The sequence below is a fragment of the Nocardia miyunensis NBRC 108239 genome (assembly GCF_001613065.1).
Taxonomy (GTDB): domain Bacteria; phylum Actinomycetota; class Actinomycetes; order Mycobacteriales; family Mycobacteriaceae; genus Nocardia; species Nocardia miyunensis.
The window spans coordinates 106,775-125,225 of sequence record NZ_BDBQ01000034.1; the positions used below are offsets into that span (position 1 = coordinate 106,775).

Annotated in this window: 21 protein-coding genes; 5 read left to right on the forward strand and 16 right to left on the reverse strand. The window is 66.3% G+C overall.

The genetic code is table 11. The annotated features are described in order from the left end of the window. Positions 1–15: 15 nt before the first annotated feature. From NM2_RS14055 to NM2_RS14065, 3 genes are read left to right on the forward strand one after another with little or no spacing between them, the layout of a single operon-like run. On the forward strand, positions 16–972 hold the full coding sequence (locus tag NM2_RS14055; RefSeq protein WP_067668522.1) for a PDR/VanB family oxidoreductase: 957 nt from the start codon (positions 16–18) through the stop codon (positions 970–972). A gap of 8 nt (positions 973–980) precedes the next feature. Continuing rightward, positions 981–1,202, forward strand: coding sequence for a recombinase-like helix-turn-helix domain-containing protein (locus NM2_RS14060; protein ID WP_067668524.1), 222 nt, complete (start codon positions 981–983; stop codon positions 1,200–1,202). Next, positions 1,199–2,239, forward strand: a complete 1,041-nt coding sequence (locus NM2_RS14065; protein WP_067668526.1) for a Rieske 2Fe-2S domain-containing protein — start codon at positions 1,199–1,201, stop codon at positions 2,237–2,239. Before NM2_RS14060 ends, NM2_RS14065 begins: the two co-directional genes overlap by 4 nt. A gap of 139 nt (positions 2,240–2,378) precedes the next feature. Here the strand turns inward: NM2_RS14065 and NM2_RS14070 are convergent, their stop codons facing one another. Then, positions 2,379–3,251, reverse strand: coding sequence for an alpha/beta fold hydrolase (locus NM2_RS14070; RefSeq protein WP_067668528.1), 873 nt, complete (start codon positions 3,249–3,251; stop codon positions 2,379–2,381). A 90-nt stretch (positions 3,252–3,341) separates the two neighbouring features. On the opposite strand from NM2_RS14070, the gene NM2_RS14075 reads away from it, so the two are divergent. After that, positions 3,342–3,863, forward strand: a complete 522-nt coding sequence (locus NM2_RS14075) for a CGNR zinc finger domain-containing protein (protein ID WP_067668530.1) — start codon at positions 3,342–3,344, stop codon at positions 3,861–3,863. Between the two features lie 226 nt (positions 3,864–4,089). After that, on the forward strand, positions 4,090–4,638 hold the full coding sequence (locus NM2_RS14080) for a hypothetical protein (protein ID WP_067668532.1): 549 nt from the start codon (positions 4,090–4,092) through the stop codon (positions 4,636–4,638). 53 nt (positions 4,639–4,691) lie between these two features. On the opposite strand, the gene NM2_RS48995 is transcribed toward NM2_RS14080, so the two are convergent. The 15 genes from NM2_RS48995 to NM2_RS14150 all read right to left on the reverse strand — a co-directional run bounded on the left by NM2_RS48995 (position 4,692) and on the right by NM2_RS14150 (position 18,423). After that, entirely contained in the window at positions 4,692–4,970 is a 279-nt protein-coding gene (locus NM2_RS48995; protein WP_157121077.1) for a hypothetical protein, read from the reverse strand. Positions 4,971–5,003: 33 nt separating this feature from the next. Next, positions 5,004–5,402: a type II toxin-antitoxin system VapC family toxin gene (locus NM2_RS14085; RefSeq protein ID WP_067668534.1), complete on the reverse strand. Its 399-nt coding sequence runs from the start codon at positions 5,400–5,402 to the stop codon at positions 5,004–5,006. Further along, positions 5,399–5,680, reverse strand: coding sequence for a hypothetical protein (locus tag NM2_RS14090; protein ID WP_067668536.1), 282 nt, complete (start codon positions 5,678–5,680; stop codon positions 5,399–5,401). The genes NM2_RS14085 and NM2_RS14090 overlap by 4 nt, the downstream gene beginning before the upstream one ends. 30 nt (positions 5,681–5,710) lie before the next feature. Next, complete coding sequence (locus tag NM2_RS14095; protein WP_067668538.1) at positions 5,711–6,913, reverse strand: cytochrome P450; 1,203 nt, start codon at positions 6,911–6,913, stop codon at positions 5,711–5,713. A gap of 222 nt (positions 6,914–7,135) precedes the next feature. Next, positions 7,136–8,365, reverse strand: coding sequence for a cytochrome P450 (locus NM2_RS14100; protein WP_245718013.1), 1,230 nt, complete (start codon positions 8,363–8,365; stop codon positions 7,136–7,138). A 47-nt stretch (positions 8,366–8,412) separates the two neighbouring features. Continuing rightward, positions 8,413–8,607: a ferredoxin gene (locus NM2_RS14105; protein WP_067668539.1), complete on the reverse strand. Its 195-nt coding sequence runs from the start codon at positions 8,605–8,607 to the stop codon at positions 8,413–8,415. 32 nt (positions 8,608–8,639) lie between these two features. Continuing rightward, positions 8,640–9,521: an SDR family NAD(P)-dependent oxidoreductase gene (locus tag NM2_RS14110; protein WP_067668540.1), complete on the reverse strand. Its 882-nt coding sequence runs from the start codon at positions 9,519–9,521 to the stop codon at positions 8,640–8,642. Positions 9,522–9,574: 53 nt separating this feature from the next. Then, positions 9,575–10,441: an alpha/beta fold hydrolase gene (locus NM2_RS14115; RefSeq protein WP_157121078.1), complete on the reverse strand. Its 867-nt coding sequence runs from the start codon at positions 10,439–10,441 to the stop codon at positions 9,575–9,577. Then, on the reverse strand, positions 10,438–11,607 hold the full coding sequence (locus tag NM2_RS14120; RefSeq protein WP_067668542.1) for a 3,4-dihydroxy-2-butanone-4-phosphate synthase: 1,170 nt from the start codon (positions 11,605–11,607) through the stop codon (positions 10,438–10,440). Before NM2_RS14120 ends, NM2_RS14115 begins: the two co-directional genes overlap by 4 nt. Then, positions 11,604–12,218, reverse strand: coding sequence for an NADPH-dependent FMN reductase (locus NM2_RS14125; protein ID WP_067668544.1), 615 nt, complete (start codon positions 12,216–12,218; stop codon positions 11,604–11,606). Before NM2_RS14125 ends, NM2_RS14120 begins: the two co-directional genes overlap by 4 nt. 21 nt (positions 12,219–12,239) lie before the next feature. Beyond that, complete coding sequence (locus NM2_RS14130) at positions 12,240–13,235, reverse strand: cyclase family protein (RefSeq protein ID WP_067668546.1); 996 nt, start codon at positions 13,233–13,235, stop codon at positions 12,240–12,242. Beyond that, positions 13,235–14,056, reverse strand: a complete 822-nt coding sequence (locus tag NM2_RS14135) for a coniferyl-alcohol dehydrogenase (RefSeq protein ID WP_067668548.1) — start codon at positions 14,054–14,056, stop codon at positions 13,235–13,237. Before NM2_RS14135 ends, NM2_RS14130 begins: the two co-directional genes overlap by 1 nt. A 32-nt stretch (positions 14,057–14,088) precedes the next feature. Then, entirely contained in the window at positions 14,089–15,387 is a 1,299-nt protein-coding gene (locus NM2_RS14140; RefSeq protein WP_067668551.1) for an LLM class flavin-dependent oxidoreductase, read from the reverse strand. Beyond that, positions 15,384–17,084 carry an FAD-binding protein gene (locus tag NM2_RS14145; RefSeq protein ID WP_067668711.1) on the reverse strand — a complete coding sequence of 567 codons (1,701 nt, stop codon included), beginning with the start codon at positions 17,082–17,084 and terminating at the stop codon, positions 15,384–15,386. The genes NM2_RS14140 and NM2_RS14145 overlap by 4 nt, the downstream gene beginning before the upstream one ends. A gap of 190 nt (positions 17,085–17,274) precedes the next feature. After that, entirely contained in the window at positions 17,275–18,423 is a 1,149-nt protein-coding gene (locus tag NM2_RS14150; protein ID WP_067668553.1) for an RNA-guided endonuclease InsQ/TnpB family protein, read from the reverse strand. Positions 18,424–18,451: the final 28 nt, after the last annotated feature.

The window sequence follows — 18,451 nt, forward strand, 5'->3', positions numbered from 1 at the left end:
GAAGAGGTCGCCGGTATGGGACTCGAAAATCTCGAGCTGGTAGTGCGCCAGCTGCGCTGGGAGGCAAGCGACGTCGTATCCGTCCGGCTGGAAGACGCCGACGGCGCGACCCTCCCGGACTGGGCCCCGGGCGCACACATCGATCTGCACCTGGACAACGGGCTGATCAGACAGTATTCCCTCTGCGGCGACCCCGGGGACAAGACCGGGTACCGCATCGCCGTACATCTCACCCCCACCTCCCGGGGCGGCTCCCGCTATGTGCACGAGAGCCTGCGGCCCGGCCAGTCGATAACAATCAGCCTGCCGCGCAACAACTTCGAGATGCTCGACGCGCCGAATTACCTGTTCCTCGCCGGGGGTATCGGTATAACACCACTGCTCGGCATGATCGGCGAGGCACAGCGGCGCGGCGCGGACTGGGAACTGCACTACGGCGGGCGCACCCGCGCCGCGCTCGCCTTCCTCGACGAGCTCCGGCCGCACGGCGACCGCGTGCACATCGTCAGCGAGGACCGCGACGGCAGGCTCGACCTGCCCGGACTGCTCACCGAATCCCGTTCCGGCACACTGGTTTACAGTTGCGGACCGGAAGGGATGCTGACCGCTGTCGAACAACTCGGTGCGGCCTGGCCCGAGGGCACGGTCCGCCTGGAGCGGTTCGCACCCACGACCCGGCCCGCCCCGGTCGGCGTGACGGGAGAGCGGCCGGTGCGGGTGGTGTGCCAGCGCTCCGGCGTCACCGCCACCGCCGCACCCGGGTGCAGCGTCCTGGACACCCTCGAAGAGGCAGGGGTCGAGGTGCCCAGCTCCTGCCGAGAAGGCATCTGCGGCAGCTGCGAAACCACTGTGCTGCAAGGGATTCCGGACCACCGCGACGACGTGCTGTCCAGCACCGAACAGGCGGCCGGGAAAACCATGATGATCTGCGTCTCCCGGGCGCTCACCGACGAGCTCGTGCTCGACCTCTAGGAGAATCAATGAACGACCAGTACCTGGTCATCCACCAGGCTCGCACCGGCGAACCCACACCGTACGAAATGAAGCTGGCCGGGGCCATCGAAGAAGTCTTCGGCAGCGGCGGCCACAGCCTCGACGCTCTGGTGGCCGGTCTGAACGGACGCAGCATCTACGCACCCGGCGGCCGGCCGTGGACAGCCGAATCCTTCACCACCGAGATCGCACGGCTGGGAGCCCGATGATGAACGAATCCCCCACCACCGCACTGACAGCCGACCGGATCTTCACCACCGGCATGCGTGACCAGTGGCATGCCATCTGCCCGTCCGATTTCGTCGAGCGCGGCGGCATGAAGCGCATCACCCGGCTCGGCGAGGACTGGCTGCTGTACCGGCAGTCCGACGGCGCCGTGCGCATGCTCGCCGACCGGTGCCCGCACCGCGGCGCGCCGCTGTCGCTGGGCCAGCACCTGGGCGACCGGATCGCCTGCCGCTACCACGGCATCGAGGTCGACGGCGCGGGAACCGTGGTGTCCGTGCCCGGCATGCCCGGCTGCAACCTCGAGGGGAAGCAACTCGTGCGGAGCCTGCCCGTGCGCGAGGTCGCGGGCGCGATCCTCGCCTGGATCGGCATCGACCCGGCCGCCGAACCCGGCCCGCTCGAGCTGCCCGGCCCGCTCGTGGACGAGAACACCGCCGCTTTCCTGTGTTACGCCGAATGGGAGTCGCCGTGGCGCTGGGCCATGGAGAACCTGCTCGACCCGATGCACGGCGCGTTCCTGCACCGAGACTCGCACACCATGTTCGCGGGCGAGACCACCGCGCGTTTCCGCATCCGCGAGACCGACCGCGGCTTCTTCTTCGAGAAGACGGACCAGCGCGGCATCAACTTCGACTGGGTCGAGTTCTGCCGCACCGGAGTCGACTGGGTCGATCTCGAGATCCCCTACCCGCCGACCGCGGGCCCGGGCGGCCAGTTCGGCATCGTCGGCATCGGCACACCGATCGACGAGCGGCGTACCGCCGTGTTCTTCTGGCGCTACCGCAGGGTGACCGGCTGGGAGCGGGACGTGTGGCAGTTCCTGTATCGCACCAAGCTCGAGGAACGGCATTGGCATGTGCTCGAACAGGATCGCGTCATGCTGGAGCACATGGCCGCCGACGCCGACCAGGCCGAAAACCTCTACCAGCACGACCTGGGCGTCTTGCGGTTGCGCCGACTGTACCGGGCGCAGGCTCAGGAGCAGGCGGCACGAGCCGGAGAACTGGCAGCCGGATAGGCCGCGAGCGGATCACACCCCCAGGTCCTCCTCGATGCCCTTTTGGGATTCTCGTGGCCGGATTCTCGTGGCCGCCAATGGTTTCAGGGCCGCGGCCATGCGGTAGTGGGTGCGGACGCCGAGGGCCGGGTGTCACGGCTCAGGTCACGGGCAGATTCTCGGCGAGGAATTCGCGGATGAGTGCCGCGACCTCGTCGCAAGCGCTCTCCAACAGGAAGTGGCCGCCTTCCATCACGTGGATCTCCGCGTTTTCGGTGTCGCGGGCGAACGCCCGAGCGCCGTCGGGGCCGAAGAACGGGTCGTACTTGCCCCACGTCGCCAGCACCGGAACCTGTTCGGCCCGAAGCCATTCGTGCAGTGCCGGATACAGCGGCGGGTTCGTGACGTAATCCGCGAACAGCTTCAACTGGACCTCGGCGTTGCCGGGACGCGACAGGTAGGCGTGGTCCAGCGTCCAGGTGTCCGGGCTCAGCAGGCTCTCGTCCTCGACGCCGGTCACGTACTGTTGCCGAATCGCCGCCAGCGTGAACACCTTTCGCAGCGCCGCCTCGTTCCGGCCGCTGGGATCGCGTTGGTAGTCCCAGATGATCTGCCAGCCGCTCGCGACGAAGCCTTCGTCATAGCCGTTCCCGTTCTGACTGATCACCGCGACAACCGACTTCGGATTCCCGATCGCCAGCCGCCAACCGATCGGCGCTCCGTAATCATGGACGACGAGGGCGTACCGGTTCACGCCCAGCTGTTCGAGCAGACCCTGCGTCAACTCGGCCAGCGCGTCGAAACTGTAGTCGAACTCCTCGACGGTCGGCGCATCCGAGAGCCCGAACCCCAAATGGTCCGGCGCGATGACCCGGTACCCCTCGAGCTGCGGAATCAGATTGCGAAACATGAACGAACTCGTCGGAAAGCCATGCAGCAGAACGATTGTCGGCAGATCCGCCGACCCCGACTCACGGTAGAAGAGTCGATGCCCCTGAACGGTCGCGTACCGGTGATGCACCACAACACTCATCGCTTCTAACCTCCATAGTTATTTTTAACAGTTATAAGCACAGCAGACATGAGGTAACCTTGTCAATGCACGAATGGAGGTTAGAAAAAAATGCTCGAGGTCACGTCCCCCGACGAACGGCTCCTGCTGGCCCTGCTCAACACGACCCCGACGATCGGCGGCGAGCGCACAGACCTGCTCGCCCACCCCCGACAGGCCCGCAGCTGGCTCGAGGAACACACCGACGAGCAACACACCGAGGAAGACCTCACCCTCCTACGCACAACCCGCGACACCCTCCAGGCGCTCGTCCACAACGAGTCCGAACCGACCGCCCTCACCCCCGCCCTGGCCGATGTCAGCTACCGCCCTATCGCAACGAACACCGGCATCACCTGGAAACTGACCACGCCCCCCGCCCACGCCCTATCAGCCCGAGCCGTAATCGCCTGGAACACAATCCAAAACACGTCCCCCGGCCGCCTCCGCCCCTGCGAAAACACCACCGAATGCACCCTCTTCCTCATCGACCACTCCAAAAGCAACAGCGCCCGCTGGTGCTCCATGGCAGGCTGCGGCAACCGCATGAAGGCGCGCCGTCACTACGAGCGGCGGAAGAAGTCCACGAGCTAAGTCGCTGCCTCCCAAGGCATCTCACCGCTACAACATCGGAAACACACTAGGCATCGGAATCTCCCGAGATGGGTGCGCCGGTCCGAAGGCCAGGCTTACGTACATGCTGGCCGCCTCGGTCACGCCAGCAGCACATGAACCGGCGACGGTCCTTGCAACATTTCGCGCCTGGGAAGCGATTCAACAACTGCAGCAGTGGAAACCGTCGTGAGAGGGGCCGAGGGTAATGGGGATCGCTGAATTCGACGAAAAGGGCCGTCTGCGCCGCACTCATATCATTATCCGGGGACGAGACCCTGAAACCTCGGCGCGACTGTACAAGCAGATGCTGGACTCCACGATGAAGGCCGCAGCGCGCCGATCACCGTGGCTCTCCGGATCGTTCTATCTCGTTGCCGCACTGGTGATCTTGTCGGTGCTACTCGTAATAGCCCGGCTTACGCCGGTCTGGACCGTACCCGTCGTTGTCGTCGGCGGCGTGCTGTTGCTGTCCGTTGTCGGCGCCTTCCAGCTCCGCCAAGATGACGCGCTCAGCGAGGAAGGGTTCCTCACGCTGATGATCAGCGTTCTCGGGAAGCTTCCGGCCATGCTTCGTCGCAACAAAGGTGTCGAGACGATCGCGTCATTGCCCGAGGGCACAGAAGTAGAGTGCGCGGGATTGGATCTGAGCCCAGAAGATATCGCAGCTTTGGAACGCCAAATGACCGACAGCTTGGAACAATTGGCTGAAGACGATTCCGAAGCCCCCAGTGACGACGAGGCATCCAGTCGCTGATGCGGCTGGAAGCCGGGAAGCGTATCAGGATCTCCTACAGGGCGATTCGCCCCTCATCTCGATGGTCTTACCGCTTCGGCGGCAAGGCCGATGGAGAATGAGAGGCGCTCGTCGGCGACACTCAACGAATCTGGGTCTATCCGGCCAAAGGGTGGGCAGCCCATCAGGAAGTGCCCACCGAGGTCGAAGCCTCGTACTCCAGACTCGTCGACGCAGGATTCACCAATCGCCTGCTTTCCCCGTGACAGAGTCGCCAATTTCCTTGGCCTGGAAGTAGACTCGACGCTCGCCGAGGAGGTCTCGATGACGTGCAACTGAACCGTCGTCGTCATCTTTCCTCCTCCGCAGGCGCTTGGGCAGCTCGGTCAGATCTTCTCGGCGACAATGCGCGAAGACTCTGCGGTGAGCATGCCGATGTCCTCGATGTCGGAGGTGAGTATCGTGATGTCACCCGGATACTGCGCTGCGGTCGCGCAGAGCATGGCATCGATTGCATACTTGTGACCGTGCAGGCCCGCTCGTTGCAACAGGTCCGCTGCAGCTTCCGCGAGCACCCGGGTCACCGGTTCGATCCGTAGCCGAGACAATGTCCACTTCAGCGCGGCGCGGTTGATCCTGGGGTGGATAACCTCGACCAGGACAGCGGCGGAGGTGATCACCGGAAGGTCGGACCGCAGGGCTGCGGCCAGCCATTCCTGAACCTCCCGATCGCGTTGAACGGCCTTAGCCAGCCCCTCGCTGTCGAGAACCAGCGCTCCGCTCACGCGGCGTGCCCCGCGTCGTCGGACTTACCCCGGGTGAGCTTGGAGATTTTCTCCGCCACCGCCTCCGAGTCTGCCACACCGTTGACGGCCTCGAAATCGGCAAGCAGCTCAGCCAGGTTATCCCGCTCGATCTGCCGCTGGGCGGCCATCTCCAGGTATGCGGACACGCCCCGCTTGCCGACTCTGTCCCTGATCGCCTGCAAGGTTCCAGCGGAAAGGGTGACGGAAATGCCATTGCTCGGCCCCGTACCCAGGGGGTATTCCTCCGAATCTGCCATGCCCTCATTATGCCATATGGAATAGCATAATCACCGGGTGATGGCGGGCAACGTTTCCCAGCCGCGCACGGTCGAGGTGGGCGACAGTTTGGCCGCTGACAGGTCGACTTCCCACTCCGGGAAGCGTTTCAGGATTTCCTCCAGGGCGATTCGGCCCTCGAGGCGGGCCAGGGCCGAGCCCATGCAGTAGTGGGTTCCGACGCTGAAGGTGAGGTGCTGGCGGGTGTCGCGGTGGATGTCGAAGACGTCGCCGTCGGGGGCGAAGTGGCGGTGGTCGCGGTTGGCGGCGCCGATCAGGAGCATCATCGCGCTGCCCCGGGGGACCGTACTGCCGTACAGCTCGACGTCGTGGGTGACGTGCCGGGCGACGTGCGGTGCGGGCGGCTCGAAGCGCAGCAGCTCCTCCACGGCGTTCGGGATCAGGCTCGGGTTCTCGACCAGTTGCCTGCGCTGATCGGGATGTTCGGCGAGAACCTTTCCGGCCCAACCGATCAGCCGCGTGGTGGTCTCGTTGCCCGCGCCGGAGACGACGTTGACGTAGGTCAGCAGCTCCTCGCGGGTCAGCTTCCGGACGGTACCGGTCTCGTCGGCGAATTCGACGTTGAGCAACTCGGTCATGATGTCGTCGGAGGGGTGTTCGGCCCGCCAGTCGATGTAGGCGCCGAAGATGTCGCCGCCGACCATCCCCTCGGAGGCGGCCTTCATCGGCTTGCCCTCCTCGGTGCGCATCTGCTCGTTCGCGAAGTCCCGGATCGCCTCCTGGTCCTCCTCCGGAATGCCCACCAGCATGCCGATCACACGCATCGGCATCTGCGCGCCGATGTCGGCGATGAAATCCAGCTTGCCGGTGCCCACGAGCGGGTCCAGGCTGCGGGCGCAGAATTCGCGGATCTTGTCCTCGAGCTCCCGGATCTTGCGCGGAGTGAACATGCGCGACAACAGTTTCCGGTGAATGTCATGGATCGGCGGATCCTCGAAGATCAGCACGCCCGGCGGAATCGGGATGTCGGCCTTGATCAGCTCCATGATCGCGCCCTTGGCCGAGCTGTAGGTGCCGTGATCCAGCAACGCCGCGTTGACGTCCTCGAACCGGCTCAGCGCGTAGAAGTCGTGCTGCTCGTTGTAGTAGAGCGGCTCCTCCTCACGCAGTCGCTTGAACATCGGATAGGGATCCGCGTTGAGTTGTACGTCGTAAGGGTCGTAGTAGACGTCACTGGCCGCGCTGGTGGTCACAGAGGTTCACCTCTCGCAGAAAAGTCATGGCGCTCGGTGCGGGCGGGCTTCAACCGGGACCGAGTCGTCGGCAAAGTACTACTCAGTGTAAATGTGACAGTACGGTGATGCAACTGATCTTCTCATATCTCGAGAGGCTCATTCTCATCACTATTCGGGGAGAACGCAGCCGCCCCCGGCCCGGGCTGGCACCGAGGGGCGGGGGCGGCTGCGGTCCGGGCCCTACCAGGCCACGGGCAACTCGTAGATGCCGTAGGCGAGCCGGTCGTGCTTGAACTGGACCTCTTCGAACGGAATCGCCAGGCGCAGTGTGGGAATGCGGCGCACAAGCGTCTGGAAGACGATCTGCAACTCCGCGCGCGCGAGTTGCTGCCCGACGCACTGGTGCGGACCGAACCCGAAGCCCACGTGCTGCGACGCGGGGCGCGTCAGATCGAGCTTGTCCGGCTGCTCCCAGGCCTTCTCGTCCCAGTTCGCCGGGGCCAGGTCCAGGATCAGGCCGTCACCGGCGCGGATGTGCTCCCCCGCGATCTCGATGTCGTCCAGGGCAACTCGCCGCTGACCGTTCTGGATGACGCTCAGATAGCGCATCAGCTCCTCGACCGCATTGGCGACCACCTTGGGATCGTCGGTGTCGCGCAGCAGTGCGAACTGGTCCGGATTCTCCAGCAGCGCAAGGGCTCCCAGGGAGATCATGTTCGAGCTGGTCTCGTGCCCGGCGATGAGCACGCCGGTCCCCAGCCCCGATGCCTCCTTCATATCGATCTCCCCGGCGCGCACGCGCTCGGCGATATCGGAGACCAGATCCTCGGCGGGCTCGTCCAGCTTCTTCTTCACCAGATCGATCAGGTAGAGCGCCAAGCCCATTCGGCTCTTCTCGGCCTCTTCCTTGGTGGCGAAGCGGGCGACGCTGGTGACCGCCTGCTCCTGGAAGAATTCGTGATCCTCGTACGGCACGCCGAGCATCTCGCTGATCATCAGCGTCGGCACCGGAAGTGCCAGCCCCGCAACGAGATCCGCGGGCTGCGGTCCGGCCAGCATCTTATCGATGTGGTCGTCGGTGATCTGCTGGATGGCCGAGCGCAGCGCCTCGACCCGCTTGAAGGTGAACGGCTTGGTGAGCATCCGGCGGTACCGGCTGTGCTCCTCGCCGTCGGTGGTGAACAGGGATTTCGGGCGGGTGTCGACCATCGCGGCCATACCCTCGTTCCAGTGCGGGAATCCCTTGACGTGGTCGTCCACGCTGACCCGCGGATCGGACATCAGCGCCTTGAATTCGGCGTGCCCGGTCACCAGCCAGGGGGTGCTGCCGTCCCAGATCCGCACCCGGTTCAGCGGCTTGTCCCGGCCCAGCCGGGTCGCCTCGGGCGGGGGCGCGAACGGGCACCCGGCCGAACGCAACATCGGATACTCGGGAATCTCGGTGGTCGCATCGGTCAACGCTTCGGACACTTCTCACTCCTGATGATCGGCTGCGGGGCGAACCGCAGGATGTCGGTTCATTCCTCGAGGTGAATGGCCATGGCGGGGCAGACCGCCGCCGCCTGGCGAACGTCCTCGGCGAGTTCTTCGGGCGGGTTCTCGTCGAGCAGGACGACGATGCCGTCCTCGTCGCGCTGATCGAACACCGCGCCGGCGTGCATGACGCAGTGGCCGGCCGCGATGCATTTGACTTCGTCGACAGTCACTTTCATCGAGATCTACTTCCTAGGATGTTCGGGCATATTCATCGGGTTACCGGGCCGGATACATTGACTCGAGACATTGCCGACGGCTCCGCCGAATTCTGCTCGGCGGGCTTGCGCTCCTCGGGTTTCTTGAGCGGCTTTCCTGCGGTGGTGCCGCCGTCGATCGGCAGCACCGTGCCGGTCACGTACAGCGCCCGGTCACCGGCCAGGTACACCACCGCGTCCGCGACGTGCTCGGGCTCGCCCTCGCGCGGCAGCGGGCGGTCGTTGTTCATCGACGCGCGCACCGCCTTGGCGAACCGCTCCACCTTGTCCGGCGGCATCCCGGCGGCCGAGGTGGTCAGCAGCGGGGTCGGGATATTGCCGGGCGCGAGGCAGTTGACCCGAATGTCGTACTGCGCCAACTCGATCGCGGCCGACTTGGTGAAGTGGATGACCCCGGCCTTGGACGCGCGATAGGTCTGCACTCCCCCGCCCGCCTGCAGACCGCCGACCGAGGAGACGTTGATGATCGACCCGCCGCCGTGCTCGGCCATGTGCCGCGCGGCGAACTTGGTCCCCGCCATGACGCCCAGCAGATTCACCCCGAGCACCCGGTGGAAGTCACCGAGATCGTCCAGCAGCAGGCTCGGGTGCATCTTGCCGGGGATGCCCGCGTTGTTGACCATGACGTGCAGTCCGCCGAAAGTCCGCACGGCATGCTCGACCAGCTGCTCGACCTGCGCCGGATCGGAGACGTCGGTCCGCAGGAAGACCACCGCGTCGCCGTGTTCGGCGATCGCCTCCGCGCCGCGTTCGGGGTCCAGGTCGCCCATGACCACCTTCCCGCCCTCGGCGACCAGTTTCGTCACCGTCGCGCGGCCGATTCCGGAGGCTCCGCCGGTGACGATGGCGACCTTTCCGACCAGTTCGTCGGTCATGCGTGTTTCCTTTCGATTCGGTTCGGCCGCAGCCGAACTCGCGGTCTGCGGTGTCAGGCCCGCAGCGGCGCGGGCCGGTCGGGTTCGGCGGTCGCGCGGGACTGCTCGTCGAGGAAGGTCAGCAGCAATTCGTTGACCGCCTCGGGCTGCTCGATCTGCGGGCAGTGCCCGGCCTCCGGGACGACCGCGCTGCGGCCGCGAGCGATCGCCCCGGCGATCTGCGCCGACCAGCCCGGCGGCAGCAGTTTGTCGCGGGCGCCCTCGATCACCAGGACGGGGATCGAGATGCGTTCGTACGCACGGCGGCTCGACGGCGAAGGTGGCGTTTCCGCGCCGGGGCGGCGAAAACGCGCCGCCGCCAACGCCTCCCACGCACCGGGCGCGATACTCGCCTCATAGCGGCGGCGCACGTACTGCTCGTCGGCGGGGAACTTCTCGGAGTGGAACAGCGCGGTGACGATGCGCCGCATGGCTTCCGGAGTGGCGTCGTAGTCGTAGAGCGCGCGCATGTGCTCGTTGCTCTGGATCTCCCCGCCGCCGCAGATCGCGACCATGCTGCGCATCGGCAGCCGCGGGGTCGCGGAGGTGACGTCGGCGAACATGTTCACCGCACCCATCGAATTGCCCACGAAATGTGCCGATTCCACGCCGAGCAGGGCGAGAAACCGTGCGATGTGCCGGATTCGCAGCCCGCGGCCGTCGGTGAAGTCCACGACCTTGGCCGATTCGCCGAATCCCAGCATGTCCGGAGCCAGCACTCGGTACCTGCCCGCGAGCGCATCGATGGTGTGCTCCCAGCCGACCTCCGCGCCCGCGCCGAATTCGCCGCCGTGCAGCAGCACCACCGGCTCACCGGCGCCGGCCTCCAAGTAACTGGTCGCCAGTCCGTCCACGATCAGCGTCCTGCGCTCTGCGATCACGAAACTCTCCCTATCGGATCGGCGATTGTCGTTGTGTCAGGCCATATCTGCGTCGCATTCGCCGGTGCGTCGGCGGCGAGCGAGATCCGCTCGAGGATGCGGACCTGGTCGGGGATGAAAGGATCCTCGTCAGCGACGGCGAGCAGGCGGATCTCGTGTATGCCGAGCTCGTCCAGGATCTCGAACGCCGACAGCAGATCTCCCGGATCTACCGGATGTGTTGCAGCAGAATAACTCTCGCTGAACGGCAGGCCGCGCAGCACGGCGTCCCGGGAACGCACGTAGACCAGCACGCCGTGACCCGCCCGGGCGATGAGTTCCAGCGCGCGTTCGAATCTCGCCCCGCAGTCGCAGAACAGCGAGCCCAGCGTGTCGCCGAACAGGCATTCCACATGCACCCGCACCAGCGGCACGCGATCGGCCCTGGGCTGGCCGTGGACGAAGGCGATGTGGTCGCGGCCGAGCCCATCGATGAATCCGACCGCGCGAAACTCGCCCACCGGCAAGGGGATTCGCGCCACACCGCGACGTTCCACTCGGCACAGCTCACCTCGCCGGTAGGCGATCAGATCCTCGATCGAGACCACCGGCAACCCGTGCGCGCCGCCGAGTTCGAGCAGTTCGGACAGCCGGGCCGCTTCCCCGTCGGCCCCACTGACCTCGCACAGCACACCCGCGGGCGACATCCCCGCCTGCTCGGCCAGATCCATCGCGGCCTCGGGCGGCGCGGGCGCGGCCAACACCCCCTGCTCGGCACAGCCGAGCGGAAACACGTGCCCCAGGCGGCTGAAATCACCCGGCGTACTCGACGGATCGGCAAGGGCACGAATCGTTTTCGCCCGCTGCGAAGCGTGCACACCGGTCGCGGCAGCGCCCACCGGGCCGACCGGAACCCGGAAGCGCTCACGGCTCGGACCGGTCATCGAGGGATCGGCGGGCGGTATCTCGAGCCGATCCAGCTGCGCCGAACGCACGGCCACCTGGACCAGCCCGCGCCCGAGCGCGCCGAGTTGATTGACCGACTCCGCGGTCGCCCGCTCGGCGGCCAGCACCAGATCACCGCGATACCCGCCGTCGATCTCGCTGACCAGCAACACCATTCGGCCGCGGCGCAGCGCGGTGATCGCCGCGCGCACCGCGGCCGGATCAGGTGCCCGGACACTCACGCCCGCACACCGCCCGCCGGGGCGAAGGTGAGCACCTGGGTAGCGAGCAGTTCCAGCTGTGCGGCGACGGTGTCGTCGGACAGGTTTCCCTCGGCGTCCCAGATCGGATCGGCCGAATTGATCGGCACCCCAAGGGGAGTCGGCCACGCCCGCAAGGCGTGCCCGATCGCGCGCAGCTGTCCCAGCGTGCCCACCGCGGCCTGCCAGCCGTACGCGCAGGTGATGCAGCCCAGCGGTTTGTTGTCCAGATACACCGTCGGGTCACCCCGCAGATCCTCGATGTAGTCCAGGGCGTTCTTCACCAGACCGGAGATGCCGCCGTGGTAACCGGGCGAGCCGATCACCACGGCGTCCGCGCGCCGCAGCGCCTCGATCAGCGCGACCGCCCGCGGCGTGCGATCCGGATCGTGCGGGTTGTACATCGGCAGGTTGATGTCCTCACCGCAGAACAACGCGGTGCGCCCGCCCTGGCGCTCGACGGCCGCCAGGCAGTGCCGCAGTGCCCTCTCGGTCGACGAGCCCGCGCGCAACGTCCCACCGAGGCCGACGACGAATCGTCGTCCGTCGTGGTCCGCGACGGCGGGGTCCGCACTGGTCGTACTTGCGGTCATCTCGAAACCTCCTGGTTTCCCTTACTTGATCGCGATGGGGTTGATCGGTGAGCCGACCGCGCCGACCACCCGCAAAGGCGGTGCGACGAGCTGGAATTCGTACACGCCGTCGGCGGCGCAATCGGCGGCCAGCGCGGTGAGATCCCAGTACTCACCGAGCATCAGGCCGATGTCGCGCAGGCACAGCATGTGCATCGGCAGGAAGGTGCCCTCCACGCCGGACACCACGTCCTCGACCATCAGGTTGTCCGCGGCCACGGCGGCGACCTCGCGCTCGTGCAACCACTTGGCGCACATCCAGTCCAGGCCCGAATACGGCTCGGCGCCGTCCCGGGTCTCCTGGAACCGCGACCACCAGCCGGTGCGCACCAGCACGATGTCACCGCGGCCGATCTCGACGCCCTGGGCCTTGGCCACCTCGTCCAATTCGTCCGGGGTGATGGGGTTTCCGGGCTCGAGGAAGACGTCCGCGCCGCGATAGCGGACCAGGTCCAGCAGTACGCCGCGGGTGGTGATGCCCTTGCCGTCGACCTTGTCGATCCCGCAGTGGAACGCCCCGGCGCTGGTGACCGAATCGGCCGGGAAGCCGTTGTACAGCTTGTCGTCGTAGTAGACGTGCGACAGGGCGTCCCACTGCGTGGCCGCCTGCAACGGCATGACGATCATGTCGTCGTTGAACCGGAACGGATTGTCCTCTCCGGCGAAGAAGCCGCCGAACTCCTGCCCGAAACCGTTTGCCGCCCACTGCGGTCCGTATTCGGCCATGGTCCGCGCGTCGCCGCCGTCGACGGTCATCACGTGCACCGGGTTCTGCCGGAACTTGAACGCCCCCTGCGGTCCGGACGAGTCGAAGTCGACCCCGAGCGGGAACACCCGCCCGTGCCGCACCAGCTTCGCCGCCTCGGCGACCTTGGCCGGAGTGATGAAGTTGAGCGTGCCGAGTTCGTCGGCCGCGCCCCAGCGGCCCCAGTTGCGCACTTGGTCGGCGACGCGCCGGAATTCGGTCAGGGTGGCCACTATGCCTCTCCTTCTGTGGTGGATGAGGCCGCGATTCGCGCGGCCACGTTGCCGCCGTCCACCCACAGCACCTGGCCGTGCACATAGCTGGCGGCCTGGCTGTTGAGGAACACCAGGACGGCCGCCTGCTCGGCCGGCTCGCAGACGCGGCCGAGCGGTTTGGGGATGGTGTCGAGATACTGCGCCCCGTAGGCGGACCGCAGCTGGTCCAGGATGGGAGTCTCGGTGACCCCCGGCCCGGTGCAGTTGATGCGGATTCCGCGCGCCCCGAGGGGGACGGCGTTGCGCATCGTGTAGTAGATGATCGCTTCCTTGGACAACCGGTATCCGCCGTCCGCGATCGCATCGGGATTGCTTGTGCACCAAGCGATCCCGTCGTCGATGCCGGTGGTCGCGAGCAGTCCGTCGGACTGCTCGCGGTGGTCGAGGTACCCGGACGCCGCGAGCGAGGACACGCTCACGATCGTCGAGCCCGGGCCCATTCCCGCCGCCAGCGCCTCGGTGAGGCGGCGCAGGCCGAGGAAATTGATGGCGACGACCTTGATCGGGTCGCCGATGCCCGAGGACACCCCGGCGACGTTGAACAACGCGTCGACGGGGGCCCCGATCGCGGCGACGGCACGGTCGATCGATGCGACGTCGGCCATGTCCACCCGGTGGAACTCGTCCAGTTCACCGGACGGCTCGGCCAGATCCAGGCCGATCACCGCGCCGCCGAGTTCGCGTACCTGCTCGGCCACGCACGCGCCGATCCCGGATGAGCATCCGGTCACCACGACCCGGCGGCCGTCGTACCGCCACAGCTGATCTGTTCGTCCCACGTCGGGTACCTCGCCTTCTTTCCGGCCTGCGGCTACTGCTCGTCCTTGGCGCGCTGGGCCGCCTGCACCCGGCCCTCGTTGATCTCGGCCATGGCCTCGGGGATCTCGCTCGCGGTGAACGTGCCGCCGCGACCGGTGGGCAGCCCGCCGAAGGAGTAGTTCTCGTCGAATGCGGGGCCCGCCAACGGCTTCCGGCGCGCCTCGACCTTCTCGATGATCGGCTCGAGCCGCTTGGCCTTGGCCGCGACCTGCTTCGCGTCCCGCTCGATGAACTCGGGCAGCACGTGCTTGCCCATCAGCTCGATGGACTCCATGGTCCCCTCGTGGCTGCGCGGATTGAGCAGCAGGATGATCTCGTCGACCCCGCTCTCCTCGTAGCCGCGCAGGAATTCGCGCACGGTGTCCGGCGAGCCGATCGCGCCGCGACCCGGGCCGTAGGCGAGGGTCTCGTCCTCCTTGACCGCCTCCAGGTAGCGGTCCCACACACCGGTCCGGCCGGGGGTGTGCTGGCCGGTCATGTAGTAGTGCATGATGCCGAAGGAGAAGAAGCCGCCACCGACGCCGAGGCGTTGCAGGGCCTGCTCGTCGGTCGGGGCGACCATCATCGACAGGTCGCCGCCGATGGCCAGGATGTTCGGGTTGAGCTGCGGGATGGTGGGCTCGGCCTTGTCCTCGAACTCCTGGTAGTAACCGCGCACGCGCTCGGCCAGCGGGCCGGGGCCGGTGTACGCGAAACTCAGTGCGCCGATACCCTTCTGGGCCGCCATCTGCACCGAGGAGGGCCGGGTACAGGCCACCCACACCGGCGGATGCGGGCTCTGCACCGGCTTGGGCACGACGTTGCGGGCGGGCATCTGGATGTGATTGCCCTTGAAGCCGGTGAACGGCTCCTCGATCATGCAGCGGATGGCGACGTCGAGCGACTCCTCCCACTGACCGCGCTTGTCGGCCGGATCGATGTTGAACCCGTCGAGCTCACCCACCGAGGAACCCTCGCCGGTGCCGAATTCGACGCGCCCGTTGGACAGCAGATCCAGCGAGGACACCCGCTCGGCGATGCGGGCGGGGTGGTTGATCGCGGGCGGCAGGTGCATGACGCCGAAGCCGAGGCGAATGTCCTTGGTGCGCTGACTCGCCGCGGCCAGGAACATCTCGGGGGCGGTGGAGTGGCAGTACTCCTCGAGGAAGTGGTGCTCGGTCAGCCACACGGTGGAGAAACCGGCCTTGTCGGCGGCCTCCACCTCGTCCAGTCCGTCCTGGAACATCTGCCGCTCGTCGTCGGCGACCCACGGCCGCGGCAGGGCGAACTCGTAGAACAGGGATATCTTCATTTACTTCCTCCATCAGAGTCGGTGGTGCTCACCTGTGCCGGACCGCTGTCATCGGCCCGGTCTTTCCCCGAAATGTGCTGGGCCGCTATGTATCCGAAGGTCATCGCGGGACCGATGGTGGCCCCCGCCCCGGCATAGCTGCGGCCCATCACCGCCGCGGTCGTATTCCCGGTCGCGTACAGACCGGTCACGACCGTCCCGTCCGCCCGCAGCACCCGGGCGAACTCGTCGGTGCGCAGACCGCCGGAGGTGCCCAGATCGCCGGGCACCATCCGGAACGCGTAGTACGGCGGCTTGCCCAGCGGGTAGAGGTTGGGGTTGGGCAGCGTCGGGTCGCCGTAGTAGTTGTCGTAGACGCTGTCCCCGCGCTGGAAGTCGTCGTCGTGGCCGTTGCGCGCGAGTTCGTTGAAACGCTCTGCGGTAGCGGCCAATTGGTCTGCGGGCACGTCGATCTTGGCGGCCAGCTCTGCCCACGAGCTCGCCTGCTTGACCACGCCCGAGTCGAGCCACGCCTGCGGGATCTTCCAGCCGGTGGGCACCGGCGCGAACGGGACCTTCGGGATGGGCAGATGTCCCGCGACGACGTACCGGTGCCACGAGCGCGCGTCGGTGATCAGCCAGCTCGGGATGTGCGTTACGCCGGAGCGCTGCCCCTCGATCATCGCGTGACCGAAGTCCATATAGGGCGCGGCCTCGTTGATGTACCGCTTTCCCGCGCCGTTGACGATGAACTGCGCGGGCATCATCCGCTCGTTGAGCATGAATTGCATTCGGCCGTCGGGCCATTGGATGGACGGGAACCACCACGCCTCGTCCAGCAGATCGGTATCCGCGCCGACCTGCCGGCCCGCGCGAATCCCGTCGCCCATCGAAGCCGGGTTGCCGAAACTCCAGTCCTGGTCGACCTCCGGGCACAATTCCTTGCGCCACACCATGTCGTGCTCGAATCCGCCGGTCGCCAGGATGACCCCGCCCTCGGCGCGTATCCGCAGTTCATGACCGTCCTTCTCGACGACCGCGCCGACCACCGCGCCGTCCGGGCCGGTGATCAGGGACGTCATCGGGGCGTCGAGCCACAGCGGCACATCGTGTTCGCGCAGGGCCAGGCGCATCCGGGCCATCAGCGACTGGCCGATCGCGGCGATCCGGTCGCCGAACACCCGGGCCCGGAACATCCGCCACACGAGTTTGACCAATACGGCCTTGCCCCGCCAGTTCTGCCGGACCTGGTAGAACAGCCGAAGATCCTTGGGGCCCAGCCAGATTCCCTTCGGGGCCAAGGCGAGCGGATGCAGCAGCTTTTCTTCGTCGGGCCCCAACTTGCGCAGATCGATCGGCGGCACGTTGATCGTGCTGCCCTCACCCGAACCGCCGGGAAGTTCCGGGTAGTAGTCGGCATAGCCGGGCTTCCAGACGAATTCGAGCCAATCGCTGCTGCGCTCCAGGAATTCCATCATCTCCGGCGCGCGTTCCACGTACGCCCGCAACCGCTCCTCGGAGACCAGGCCGTGGGTGATGGTGCGCAGGTACTCGACCACGCTCTCGGGATCGAGTTCGAAGCCGTCGCGCTTCTGCGCGGGCGCCCCCGGCACCCAGATGCCGCCGCCGGACAGCGCGGTGGAACCGCCGTACTGCGCGGACTTCTCCACGATCAGGGTACGCAGTCCGGCGTCCTTCGCGGCCAGCCCCGCGGTCATACCGCCGCCCCCGGAACCGATCACCAGGACGTCCACCGTGTGATCGAAGTCGTCACCCTGTTGTGCGGCAACGCTTTCCGATGTCCCGTTGGAATCTGCTTTGACGTCCTCCGCGGCCTGAATGCCACGGATTCCTACCACGCCTTGCGGCGTCTTGGTGGGTTCCTGTTTCACAAGGACTGACCTCCCGCTAGGCGGAAGGAATTACGGTCCCTCCGCAGGCGTTTGAGCTCTCGGCGCGTCCCGCCGCGAGAATGTTTTGTGCCGCGTTCACGTCCCGGTCGTGAGTCGCGCCACACGGGCAACTCCATTCGCAGATGTGCAACGGTTTCGGCCCGTCGATCCGGCCACACGCCGAACACAGCTGACTGGAGGGGAAGAACCGATCCACCTTGTGAAAGGTGCGGCCGTAACGGACTGCCTTTTCCTGCAACATGCACGTAAACATGCCCCACCCGGCATCGTGAACCGACTTCGCCAACCTGGTCCGAGCGAGCCCCTTGACGCACAAGTCCTCGACGAACACCGCTTGGTTCTCGCGGATAATCGCGGTGGAATGCTTGTGCGCCCAATCTCGCCGGGTATCGGACACTCGGGCATGCACCCTGGCCACAGTCACACGGGCTTTCGTCCTGTTCGCCGAGCCTTTCTGTTTGCGGGACAACGCTTGCTGTGCTCTGCGGAGTTTGCGTTCGACTCGCCGCAAAAACCGGGGCGACTCGATCTGCTTCCCGTTCGACAGGACGGCGAACGTCGTCAAACCCAGGTCGATACCGACCTCTGAATCGACCTGAACCAACGGTTCGTCTTCGGTCTGCACCACGAACGACGCGAAGTACCTCCCGGCAGCGTCCCTGGTGACCGCCACCGACGACGGAACAGACGGCAACGCGCGCGACCAGGTGACCTTCAGCTCCCCGACATTCGCCACATACAACCGACCATTCGGACGCAGGCCGAAGCCATTGCGAGTAAGCCTGATCGACCGCCGATTGTCCTTGCGGGACCGGAACCTGGGCGCGGAGACCTTCGGGCCTTTCCGCTTGCCCGTGAACGATGCGAAGAAGTTCCGATACGCATTGTGCAGATCGCCCAACGCTTGAATCAGCACCACCGAGGAAACCTCGGCCAGCCACGCCCGATCCGGATTTCTCTTCGCTTCCGTGATTACCATCTTCTGCAGCGCCGAGTCCTTGATGTGCGGCAATCCGGCCTCGCGAGCGTGCTGCCGCAAACGCAATCCATCGTTGAATACCACCCGCGCACACCCGAACGCCTGCGCCAACGCAACCTGCTGGCCGGGCGTCGGGTAGAGGCGAAAGTTGTAGCGCAACTGCACCCAACGAACATATCCGTAGATACCGACA